This is a genomic window from Desulfovibrio sp. SGI.169 (assembly GCF_050313595.1).
In the GTDB taxonomy this organism is placed as follows: domain Bacteria; phylum Desulfobacterota; class Desulfovibrionia; order Desulfovibrionales; family Desulfovibrionaceae; genus Desulfovibrio.
In genome coordinates this window covers 16904-27447 of record NZ_JBNPLS010000028.1, presented here as the reverse complement: position 1 = coordinate 27447, position 10544 = coordinate 16904, and the positions used below count along the sequence as shown (strand labels likewise).

At 60.0% G+C, this 10544-nt stretch carries 17 protein-coding genes and 1 pseudogene; 3 read left to right on the top strand and 15 right to left on the bottom strand.

The genetic code is table 11. The features are described from left to right. On the top strand, nt 1-214 hold a 214-nt coding region (locus ACQRA4_RS11695; protein ID WP_427823256.1), incomplete at its 5' end, for a hypothetical protein. A 24-nt stretch (nt 215-238) separates the two neighbouring features. Here ACQRA4_RS11695 and ACQRA4_RS11690 read toward each other — a convergent pair. The 6 genes from ACQRA4_RS11690 to ACQRA4_RS11665 form a co-directional block, all read right to left on the bottom strand. After that, a complete protein-coding gene (locus ACQRA4_RS11690) occupies nt 239-580 on the bottom strand; it encodes a Rha family transcriptional regulator (protein ID WP_427823255.1) in 342 nt (113 codons plus the stop codon). A gap of 67 nt (nt 581-647) precedes the next feature. After that, nucleotides 648-803: a hypothetical protein gene (locus ACQRA4_RS11685; RefSeq protein WP_427823254.1), complete on the bottom strand. Its 156-nt coding sequence runs from the start codon at nt 801-803 to the stop codon at nt 648-650. Between the two features lie 56 nt (nt 804-859). Further along, nucleotides 860-1291: a Rha family transcriptional regulator gene (locus ACQRA4_RS11680; RefSeq protein WP_427823253.1), complete on the bottom strand. Its 432-nt coding sequence runs from the start codon at nt 1289-1291 to the stop codon at nt 860-862. A 67-nt stretch (nt 1292-1358) separates the two neighbouring features. Then, entirely contained in the window at nt 1359-1532 is a 174-nt protein-coding gene (locus tag ACQRA4_RS11675; protein ID WP_427823252.1) for a toxin-antitoxin system HicB family antitoxin, read from the bottom strand. A 45-nt stretch (nt 1533-1577) separates the two neighbouring features. Continuing rightward, complete coding sequence (locus ACQRA4_RS11670) at nt 1578-1931, bottom strand: Rha family transcriptional regulator (protein WP_427823251.1); 354 nt, start codon at nt 1929-1931, stop codon at nt 1578-1580. Between the two features lie 68 nt (nt 1932-1999). Beyond that, a complete protein-coding gene (locus ACQRA4_RS11665; RefSeq protein ID WP_427823250.1) occupies nt 2000-2149 on the bottom strand; it encodes a hypothetical protein in 150 nt (49 codons plus the stop codon). A gap of 61 nt (nt 2150-2210) precedes the next feature. On the opposite strand from ACQRA4_RS11665, the gene ACQRA4_RS11660 reads away from it, so the two are divergent. Next, nucleotides 2211-2852, top strand: coding sequence for a hypothetical protein (locus ACQRA4_RS11660; protein ID WP_427823249.1), 642 nt, complete (start codon nt 2211-2213; stop codon nt 2850-2852). Nucleotides 2853-2918: 66 nt separating this feature from the next. Then, nucleotides 2919-3482: a hypothetical protein gene (locus tag ACQRA4_RS11655; protein WP_427823248.1), complete on the top strand. Its 564-nt coding sequence runs from the start codon at nt 2919-2921 to the stop codon at nt 3480-3482. 82 nt (nt 3483-3564) lie between these two features. On the opposite strand, the gene ACQRA4_RS11650 is transcribed toward ACQRA4_RS11655, so the two are convergent. The 9 genes and pseudogenes from ACQRA4_RS11650 to ACQRA4_RS11610 all read right to left on the bottom strand — a co-directional run bounded on the left by ACQRA4_RS11650 (nt 3565) and on the right by ACQRA4_RS11610 (nt 10493). Further along, a complete protein-coding gene (locus ACQRA4_RS11650) occupies nt 3565-4296 on the bottom strand; it encodes a hypothetical protein (protein ID WP_427823247.1) in 732 nt (243 codons plus the stop codon). Between the two features lie 221 nt (nt 4297-4517). Further along, nucleotides 4518-5960: a phage tail sheath subtilisin-like domain-containing protein gene (locus tag ACQRA4_RS11645; protein WP_427823246.1), complete on the bottom strand. Its 1443-nt coding sequence runs from the start codon at nt 5958-5960 to the stop codon at nt 4518-4520. A 3-nt stretch (nt 5961-5963) separates the two neighbouring features. Next, on the bottom strand, nt 5964-6149 hold the full coding sequence (locus ACQRA4_RS11640) for a DUF2635 domain-containing protein (protein WP_427823245.1): 186 nt from the start codon (nt 6147-6149) through the stop codon (nt 5964-5966). Between the two features lie 4 nt (nt 6150-6153). After that, complete coding sequence (locus ACQRA4_RS11635; RefSeq protein ID WP_427823244.1) at nt 6154-6822, bottom strand: phage protein Gp37; 669 nt, start codon at nt 6820-6822, stop codon at nt 6154-6156. Nucleotides 6823-6913: 91 nt separating this feature from the next. Further along, nucleotides 6914-7426, bottom strand: a complete 513-nt coding sequence (locus ACQRA4_RS11630) for a DUF1320 domain-containing protein (RefSeq protein ID WP_427823243.1) — start codon at nt 7424-7426, stop codon at nt 6914-6916. After that, nucleotides 7419-7643, bottom strand: coding sequence for a hypothetical protein (locus ACQRA4_RS11625; RefSeq protein ID WP_427823242.1), 225 nt, complete (start codon nt 7641-7643; stop codon nt 7419-7421). The genes ACQRA4_RS11630 and ACQRA4_RS11625 overlap by 8 nt, the downstream gene beginning before the upstream one ends. 14 nt (nt 7644-7657) lie before the next feature. After that, nucleotides 7658-8590, bottom strand: coding sequence for a Mu-like prophage major head subunit gpT family protein (locus ACQRA4_RS11620; protein WP_427823241.1), 933 nt, complete (start codon nt 8588-8590; stop codon nt 7658-7660). Then, nucleotides 8591-9727, bottom strand: a pseudogene (locus tag ACQRA4_RS11615) (phage protease). Between the two features lie 217 nt (nt 9728-9944). Beyond that, a complete protein-coding gene (locus ACQRA4_RS11610) occupies nt 9945-10493 on the bottom strand; it encodes a phage virion morphogenesis protein (protein WP_427823240.1) in 549 nt (182 codons plus the stop codon). Nucleotides 10494-10544: the final 51 nt, after the last annotated feature.

Genomic DNA, 10544 nt, shown 5'->3' with positions numbered 1-10544 from the left:
GCGTTTCAAGAGTACCAGTCTTGAGGCGCGCCGTTTTACTTTGTCAGCCGCGTTTCTGTTTTTCTGCCAGCCGATTGATGGCTTCCAGAAAAATCTGCTTGAGGGTTTTCCCCTCAAGAGCCGCAACGACCTTGGCCCTTTTGTGCTCCTCCTTGTCTACGCGAATAGTGATGGTCGTTTGTTGGGCTGCCACGCTGACCTCCTAGGGGCTTAGATAAGCACATGCTTACAACTTGAGTCAAGGATTTTTTGCGCTCCCGTTGGCACTCAACATGACGGCCGCCTTGCCGGTCATGCCCATGACGAGGAGCGAGAGGGCGTCGCGCGTGAGGAGGTAAGCGCGGACAGAGCGGCCCGTGCTATCCTGATAATTACTCGGCTCAAAATTGAGCGCAGTAAATGATTTCGGCAGGATAGAGCGCAGGCGATCAATATCGCGGAGGATATTGGTGTGCCGTTTCTGGAAATGCCGGGCGACTTCTATGGAAAGGACTGCCGGGGTCGAGCCTAGCGAATGAAAGCGGATACCGTTGTTTTCTTTGACAATGGACGTGTTTTGAGATACTGTTTTAACAGCCATAAAGCCCTCCGTTTCAGAGCTTTTGGTTAGGCCGTGCTTGGGTGTGTCCGCACCCTGGCACGGCTGTTTATTTATCTTTTTTCCAGTCGGGAAACATTTTTTCAAGCGCCTCAAAAAAGAGAGCCTTGAGTGTTTTCCGCTCCTTTGCCGCGAGCACCTTTAGCCGATGGTGCTCATCTTCTGTCACCCGGAAGGAGACTCGTGACTCCTTATCGTTTTCCATTGCACCTCCTTGGGCTTTTTGTGTTACAAGTAACCCAAAGATGTCAAGCGAAATTTTCAAACTGAGTTTCGCGCATGAAAAAGCCCCGCCTCGCGCGCGAGTTCGGCGCGATTTTCCAGCGCGGCGGCCTCCAGGGCGTTGAACGCCTCGATGTAGCGCAGCTTCCAGAGGATGGCCGCCTTGCCGGTCATGCCCATGACCAGGAGGGACAGGGCGTCGCGGGTGAGGAGGAAGGCGCGTTCCTGACGTATGGAACCATTCGGCCCCGGAACGTCATTCAACGTCAGCCCAAAATTGGGCTCACGAAATGATTTCGGGAGGATAGAGCACAAACGCTCAATATCCCGGAGAATGTGGGAATGGCGCTTTTGGAAATGCCGGGCGACTTCTGTGGAAAGGACTGCCGGTGCCGAACCCAGCGAATGAAAGCGGATGCTGTTGTTTTCTTTGACAATAGGCGTGAGTTGAGATACTGTTGTATCAGCCATGATTCCCTCCTCTACAGGGAGTTTTCGGTTAGGCCCGGTCTGGTGTTGCCGCACCATTCCGGGCTGTTTATTTGGTTTTTCCTCGTTCCCGCCAGTTGGGATGCGCCCTGTCCAGAGCGGCAAGCACAAACTGCTTGATGGTCATCCCGGCCTCTGTCGCCAGAAGTTTGATTGCGCGGTGTTCCTCGTCCGATACTTTCAGGTTCATGGTTTTTTCATAAACCTTTTCGTTCCGAACCAAGCCCCCCTCCTTTTTGGGAGGAATAACGAAAAAGTTTTTTAGGTGTCAAGAAAAATTTGCGCTCCCGTTGGCACTTGACATAACGGCCGCCTTGCCGGTCATGCCCATGACGAGGAGCGAGAGGGCGTCGCGCGTGAGGAGGTAGGCGCGTTCCTGACGTATGGAACCATTCGGCCCCGGAACGTCATTCAACGTCAGCCCAAAATTGGGCTCACGAAATGATTTCGGGAGGATAGAACGCAATCGCTCAATATCCCGAAGAATGTGGGAATGGCGCTTTTGAAAATGCCGGGCGACTTCTGTGGAAAGGACTGCCGGGGCCGAACCTAGCGAATGGAAGCGGATACCGTTGTTTTCTTTGACAATAGGCGTGAGTTGAGATACTGTTGTATCAGCCATTTCACTACCTCCGATGTAGTGTCAGGGTCAGGCGCTGTCGAGAGATTAGGCCCTCTCGGCGGCGCTGTTCATTTATCGGAACGCCAGTTCGGAAACACCTTGTCCAAGGCCGTTAAAATCACCTCCTTGATGGTTTGGCCGCGTGAGGCAGCAAGGGTTTTGAGCTTTCGGTGCTCCTCCTCCTTGATTTGGATGGTCAGCTTTTTATCTTCTGCCATGGTGTCTCCTTGAAAATCTCAATACGGTTTTACAGCTTTACGGTCAAGAAAAATTTGCGGGGTGGTTGGCATCAAGGTGAAGAATTGCTACTCTCCACTTATGGAAGAAAATTATCCCCAACCCTGCGTCAATCTTGTTCTGTCACAAGATTTTCATGTAATTGCGCTCTTCATAAAGCCAAAATCAAAATCATGGCCACTGGTTCGCCAGTATTGCCAGAGGGCCGATTTCTTCTATGAAGAAAACGGATATACTGCTGCCTGTTTCAAACCAGCATCATCGTCAATGAGGTATCTCTTTGCCATAAGCGATATGACATATGGATGGAAGTCAGTATATTATTTTGTAAATGGCAAAAAAATCGATGGCCTTTATTCTCTTTCATGGATGCGATGCTATCTTGATGCCCTCAGTTGCAATGACTGGCGTGCACATTGTCAAAGAATCTATAGTTATTATCCAGGTGGCAGGAATACAAATATGGTTATCCAGATAAGCATCCAAAGGCCAGATGAAAAGACGACGCCGGAAGTTGAGGTTGCGCCAGAACGCTACCTACTCCCCTGTAAATCCTTGAATTTTTGTCCAGATAAGTATACTGGGCATCCAAGTTCATTGGGGGATTTGTTTCAAGCCGAGGCTGTCTCCAGAGGTTATGCCGATTGTCCTTTTCTTCACCCGGAAGAGTTAAAAAAGCTCTAAATACAAATAAGTTATATTTAGTTATATATAAAATGTATTTTTCAAATTCCACAGAAGGAAAGAGAGATGATTGGTATTAGATGCATCGAAAAGAGGATACTTCAACACATTAAAAGAAGTATTATAAAGGAGAATAATATTAGATTTGAAGAATACACTATATATAGATGTCCACGAGAATATGTAGCCTCATCCTGCGTATGGGTTCGAGATGGAAGAAAAAGAGAAAGTGGGCAGGTATTTGGAATTGAAAGAGAACTTCATGATAATAAAACTAAGATTTGCTATGTCCAAATTAGAGAAATAGATAAAACAATACCTGATAACATTCTTATTAAAGTAAATAATACTAAAGGTAATGTGCTGCTATTATCTGAGCATTACAGAGCAACACTCGGAATAAGAAAAGATAAATTTGATGGCGTTATGAAAATTATGGCAAGAATAATAGAACCTACAGGAAGCATAAGCAGATATTTATTTATGGAAGAGCTTTCTGATGCCCACCCTGATGTTGCAACACAACTATCTCTTCGTCTTGGGCATATAGGATTGAGAGTTGGATGCTTCGGCCTTGCTTTGGGAGTAATCAGCCTTTTTTTGGGAGTGCTCAGTTTAATCATTGCGTAATAAAAATCACTTGCCAAACTCTGGCGTTCGCGCATTTTAAAGAAAGCCCCGCGAGGCGGGGCTTTCTGCCTGTGCTGAGAAACTATGAAAACTGCAACCGTTCTTCCGTATCGCTCATTGGAGTCAATGCCAAAATAGTCCTTGTTGTCCGGTTGCGGAAATTCATTTTCTGCTTTTCAGTCCTGATTACCGCGTGGGCATGCTTATGGCGCAATATGGCATAACGCCCTTCATTGACGTCACTCAAAAACTGATGGTCCGCGACGCCCGCCGAAAATTCAGTTCCATCTTCAACATCATAAAACCGCCATCCCGTAGGACGCCCATCCATCTGCGCCGTCAGGATTTCCACTACACAGGGATTGTCAGTAAAGCTGGGGGTCGTCTCCTCCGCCGCAAAAATCTGGGCCTGATTTTCCTCGGTTACAACGACCGGCTGGGTCTGTGGGTTGCCATCGCCAATCGCCACCTTCTTCGCACCATTTCGTAATGAAGAGAGGAGTTTGCTCATGCCTGAATCGGCTTGGGATGAATCAGCGACCAAAATAACACTGTTTTGAACAACAAGAGTATCTCCACTGTTATTTTTAACGATGGATGTTTGCCCATCGCCCTGAGGGAGAGTTTCCGCAGGACGCTTCCATCCGGTAAATTTCTTGTATTCAAACATGTTGATTATCGTGATGGCTAATTGTGGGAGAACTGGCGCCATGGGCGCAAAGAAGTCAAGCACGGCCTGAAATTCAAAAGAGCCTTCAATGAAGCCACCTTTGATTTTTACGGAGACATTCGTCCCCTTGCTGAAGCCCCGCAAGTGATTCCATCAGGACATCAACAGGGATTTCATGCTCGTCCGCTGTGCCGCCCTTGATATTTATAGAAAGTTCTTCACGCCAACTGACATTTTCACTCGGCATATATTCCCCCCACTTCTGTGATTTTATAGAAGCTAGTGCCAACTATGGCGCAAACTCCATCACAGGGCAAGGGGAGAGCCCCGCAGAGCGGGGCTTTAGGCGCTTTTCCTCCTCCGGGCTACAGCAGCAAGTCAATGACGGCCGCGAAGACGTGCAGGCCGTTGACCACATCCGAGGGGATGCGGGCGTTGAGGCGGTTGGCGTCCTGCATGTCGCGTTCGCAGATGACGCCGTCGGCGTTGGCCGCCACTTCCTCCACTATTTCCAGCGCCTCAAGCTGGCGCAGCACGTCCAGGATCTCGCTGCGCACCTTGGGCGGCGTGCGCGTGGAGAGCTTTTCGCGCGGGAAGCGCAGCTCGATGCGCTCGCGCACGGCCTTGGCCACATAGTCCAGGGTGCGGATGGTGGTCATGTCCAGCAGGGACACGTCGGCCACGCCCGCCGCGTTGAGGGTGTAGGTGCTGATGGCGCGGACGATCTGCACCACGTTGCCCGGCCCCACCTCAAGTGGGGTGACGCCGCTTTTCAGGGCCACCTCCTGCTCGGTGCGCGACAGGCGCGCCACGTCCGGCGGCACGCTCACGCCGGTGAGGGCCAGGGTATTGAGCGGCCGGGCCGGGTCCTCCTCGCTGGCGGCCACGGCGCAGTAGGCGGCGCTCACGCACTCCGGCGGCGTGGGGCTGCCCGGCAGGCAGGCAAGGCTGATGCGGCCGCTGTTGAGCGCCCCGGCGAGGGTGGTGGCTTTTGCCAGCGTGCCGGTGGTGGCCAGCCATGCCGTTGCGCGGCGCTGCTCCAGCGGGCCGCTGATGGCGTTCAGGTGGTCGCGCAGGGCGGCAAGCTGGGTCTCGGCGGCCCAGGGCACGCAATAGAGCGTGTAGTCCGCGCCGAAGACGGCGGCCAGGGCGTCGCCGATGTCCGGGTCCTGCTGGCCGCCGCTCATGCCCGCCGCCGTGGCCGTCATGCCGGGGATGGTGCTTTTGAGCGACAGGGCCAGGGAGTTGCCCAGGGTACCCTTGTCTTTGGCGGTCAGCATGACCACGGCGGCGCCGGGAGCGGACTCGTCCGGCTCCCGCATTTCCGCCGTCACGGGCAGCTCCGGCTCGGCGTTGATGGCGGCGGCCAGGGCCGTGAGGCACGTTGCCGCGCTGTCCTTGTAGGCTGCCGCCACGCTCACCTGCGCATCCGCAATGGTGACGGTGAGCACGCCCGCGCCCGTGGCCTCGCCGGACAGCGTGAGGCGCCCCTGGGCCGCGATGCCCGCCGTTGCCGGGGGCACGGGCAGCACGGAGAGGTCGACATACGGGTATGCCCTGATGGCCGCGCGCACCATGCGCCGGCACTGGGAGCCCGCGCCGAAGAGCTGCCCGGCGGTCACGTCGTCATAGACCTGCACCGGCGCAAGCGGGGCGTCGCTTTCCGCCGCCTTCTGGGCGATGATGAGCATGCGCTGGGCGTTGGTGGCCAGCGTGCGCACAGCAAGGCGGGTGTTGAACTCGAAATACTTGCCCGGCTTGCGGATGCTGGCCGGGATCTGGTCGAAGCTGATATTGGCGCTGGCCATGGCTTACTCCTGCGGGTCCTGGGGGCTGCGGGCCGGCTCGGCCCGGATAAGATCGCCGTCGGCCATGCGGCGGCGGTAATAGGCGTTGTCCGGCACTTCCACGGCCCGGTGGGCGGTTATCCGGCCCCTGCCGTCATGGCGGGGCACGGAAAGGCCCTCGGCGGCGATGACGAACATGGTCTTGGTCATGGGGTCACTCCTGGAAAATGTTGAGACTGCCGAAGCGGACGGTATCCACGAGCAACGGGTCGTCGCGCTCCGGGTCTTGCGGGGGCTTGAGCCAGTAGCGCAGGTCCAGGGCCGCCATGTCCGGCAGCGGCGCGGCGCCGGGCGGCAGGTAGCCCGCCGGGAGGTCTGCGCCGTCCGGCCCCAGGGGGCGCTGGCCCGGCTCGCGCAGGACACAGACCATGCGCGCCTGCCAGTCCTGCGCCAGCACGGAGAGAGCCTTGCCCTGGACCTGCGCCGAGAACAGGGTGCGGATGCGGCCGGGGCGCAGAAAGTCCACGCCGTCCAGGCCAAAATCGCGCATGCACAGGAGCCGCGCGGCATGGGCCAGCATCTGGTAGGTGCCGGGCTGCCGGCTGCCGCCCGTGCGGGAGGCCGCCTCGGAGGCCACGCTGCGGCTTGCGGCCAGCAGCGAGAACTGGAGCCGGGCCTCAAGGCGCGTCTGCGCCGTGTTGAGGGGCCTGGGGGCGGTCATGCCGGAAAAGGCCAGCCAGTAGGCGGGCACGGCGCGGATCACGGCCTCCCAGTCGCCCGCCAGCTCGCCGCCGTAGCTGCCCACAAAGCGCAGCCAGGGCTGTTTGCCGTCCTTGAGGGCGTTGAGGATGGCGCTTTCCAGCGCCGCGATCTGGCCGAACATATACACTCCTCCGGCTCGCCCGCACATCTCTCCTGTGCGGGACTCGCCCTCGCTTGCAAGAGGCGCGGCTCTTGCCGCGCTCCGCTTCGCGCTATCTCCAGTCATTGCGGCGGCGGCCGCACTGGACAAAAGCCACGCCGCCCAGGGCATCCTCGCCGCCGCCGGCATCGCCCGCGCCGGAGTCCGGCGGGGGCGGGAGATCCGCCTGCCCTTTGGCGACGGCCTTGAGCCAGTCCAGCGCCTCCTGGTAGCGGCGCGTGATGCCCTCGTCATCGCGGGCATTGCCGCCGCACAGGTGGTAGTGGGCCATGTCGGCCACAAAGCTCGTCAACGGCTCCGGCCAGAGAGGCGCCCCGGCGGCATCCACGGCGGGCGTGAGCGGCACGGCGTAGCGCGTGGCGAGGTAGCTGTCCGCCTCGCGGCTGGCGCGGCGCAGGGTCGAAAGCAGGAGCGCTTCGTCCAGTACTGGCTCCGCGCCCTCCCCTTCCGGCCCCGGCGCAAGCTGGAGCAGTTCGGCCTCGCCAAACCGCTCCAGCAGTGTCGCCACGCTGCCGTAGGGCGGGGACTGCGGGATGACGGCCACGGGCGGCAGGCTATCAGGCATTGGGGTCACCTTCGGGCGCGCCGTCCTGGGTGTCGGGTTCTCCGGGCGCGCCCGAAGGCTGCGGGGCTTCGCATTCCGTCACCACGAGCAGGGGATCGGCCTTGAGGGCCGCCAGCTCCCGCTTGCTGACCTCAAGCTCCTGCCCCTCGGCGGTAAAGCAGTAGCCGCAACGGCAGCGCCGCGCCAGCGGTGCTCTGGCCTTCACACGGACGAGCATGGCGCCTCCTTTTTCTACAGCCACGCGCAGTTGACGATGGTGGCCATGTTGTAACAGGGGTTGGACTCGCCGCCGTTGATGAGCTGGAGATCGACCAGCTTGATGGCGTCGGCCTCAAGGCTGGCGGGCACCACCAGCAGCGTGCCGGCCTTGCCGCCACGGCCCAGGCCCAGGGGGCGGCCGCCGTCGGCCGTGAAGGACTGGAGCAGGGTACGCGCCTTCAGGAAATTGGTCTGGTTCAGGGCGTCGCGCACGCAGACGGCCTGCTGCCAGAAGCCAAAGCCCGTATTGCAGCGGTAGCGCACGCCGTAGCGGTATTGATCCGACATGAACACGTTGTCCGTGCGCGCGTCCGTCTGGGCGGTCATTTCGGGCTTGGTGCGCTCCTGGAAAATGAGCGGCTTGAGCGGGCGCGACACGTCCAGCAGGTACCAGGGCGTCTGTTCCTCCAGCTTGGTGGCCGCGTCGACGAGATTGCCCACCGTGACCGCCGTGCCCGTGCCGTCCACATTGGGATAGACCGGGTGATCCGTATCGAAGAAATTCTGCCCGTCATAGCAGAGGGTGGAGATGCCCTTGCCCAGCAGACCAAAGACCAGTTCGTCCGGGTGCGTGGCCGTGGCGTAGCCCATCTCCTCGAACAGGGGCGTGTAGATGCCCAGATTGTCATCCTCGATGTCCGTGCGGGCCACGCCCACCGTGCCCTCGTAGAGCTTGTTGGTGATGCTGTAGCCATGTTCGGCCATGCTCTTGACCGAACGCTGGCCCACCCATTCGGCCAGCTTGGGGAACTGCCCCAGCCAGCCGTAGGTGGTGGACTTGTTGGAACTGCTCATTTCGCTGGCGATCAGCTTCCACTGGCTGGGCGCCCTGGTCTTGCCGCGCTCGAAGGCGGCGCTGAAGCCGGGGCGCAGAGCGGTGATGAGCGCATTGGTGACGATAGCCATTTACTTCTCCTCCGTGGTCTTGGCCTTGATGTATTCCTCGGCGGTCATGCCGAGCTGGGCGCACACGAACGCCTCTTCCGCCTCAAGCGTTCCCGCGTCGTTGTCCGCCGGGGGCCTGTTGCCGCTTTGCGTCCCGTTCAGGGCGGCCACGGGCGGCGTGGCCGCAAGGAACGCCCGCAGGGCCTCCGGGTTGGTCCGGGCCATGTCCCGCGCCCACGGCTCGGCAGCGGCGGCGAGGCGGCCGTCCTTCAGGGCGGCCTCTATCTCCCCGGCCATGCCGGCGGCGGCCTTTTCCGCCTCCAGCCTGGCGACTGTCGCCCGCAGCGCGGCCGCCTCCCGCTGGACGGCCTGGAAGGTGCCCATGCTCACATACTGGGCCGGGTCCGGCGCGGCGGCCCTGGCCTGCGCCAGTTCGGCCTGCGCCGAGGTCAGGGCGTCATCCCGCTCCTTGAGCAGGGCCACAAGGTTGGCCTGCGGCAGATGTTTTGCCAGGGCTTCGGCGGCCTACTCCGGGTCGTTCAGGTCCGGCAGGCCCAGGCAGACGCGCAGGGCGGCGAGCAGCTTGTCCATGATCGTATCCTCATGTGTGGCGGTTTTCGCGCGGGCGGCGTCCATGCCGTCGAGCGCCGGGTTATTGGTCAGGGCGGCGCTGTGCAGCTCCAGCACGGCCCCGGTCTTGCGGTCAAAGGAGAATGTGGGCGAGATGTAGCGGTATTCGCCCGCGCGGATATGCTCGCGGGCTTTGGCCGTCCATTCCACGGCGGCATAGAGGCCCGCGCCGGTGGCCTCAAGATCGGTTATCCAGCCCGCGGCGGGCGCGGGCTGGCCGTTGTAGGCGCTGTTGTGCGTCTGGTGCTCGTAATCCACCACCAGCGGCGTGGCGCGGGCCTTCCAGCGGGCGATGAGCGCCACCATGTCCGCAGGGCCAAGCCGGAAACTGGTGGCGCTCACGCCCTTGAGGCATCCCGGCCGGCCATCTCGCGCGGTGAAGTGGCCGGCCGGGAAGAGCTGGATGCGCCCGGCGGGAGCGGCGGGGGGGACGCCGTCCGCGCCGGCGCCCTGGGGCGGGAGCGGCGTCAGGTACGCCGCCAGTGCCCCGCAGGGATGCGGGGCCGAGGGGTATGCGGGAAGGTTCATCGTTGCCATGCCCTGCTTGTAGCAGGGCCGGAGGCGCAAAAAAGGCTGGACGGGGCCAGCGCTGTCTTTTCGGGGCCCGACGGGGGAAGGAAGGCGGATGGGAAAGGCGTGAACGAGACGCGCGGGAAGGCCGTTAGAGGGGCGTTAGATTTCGCCAAAACGCTCCGGCGCGGGGGCGTGTCCGGGCGCGGGGCAAAACGCGGCGCAGGGGCGATTTTCAGCGTTTGGTCTTGAATGCCTCTCGCAGGTAGTCCAGAATGACCTCTTTCATGTCCTGTTTATCCTGCGCGCCCACGCCCAAAAAACGGCGCCGGGGGATCTCGCTGCCGGGGTGGAACACCTTGCCGCGTATGTACTGTCTGCCATGCCGCCGAAAGGCCAGCGCCTTCTTGTCTCTGGGGTGTATCCAATGCGGGCGGGTCGTCCCGCCGAACTGGTGGATGGCCGCATAGCGCAGGTTGCTTCCTATGCGCGCATACAGATGTCCGGCCTCCACACGCAGGCTGTTTTTCAGCAGGCCGTGGCGCTGGAGCATGGTGCCGGTAAAACCATGAAGCGTGAGCTGCGCCTGGTAGTCGGGATTGAGCCTCACCCACCTGGCCCCGGTAACGGGGTCGGTCTCCGTTGCAAAGGCGCGGTCGCTCGCCTCGGACATGACCTGCGCCAGCTCCTGCATGAGCGGCGTGGTGTCGCGCATGGCATCCACCACACGGGCGAGGGTTCCTTCCAGTTCGCGGGCGTCCAGATTGACTTTGATGGTGATCATGCCTATCCTTTCAACGGGAAGAGCTGATGCGAGCGCGAAACCGTGGGCCTA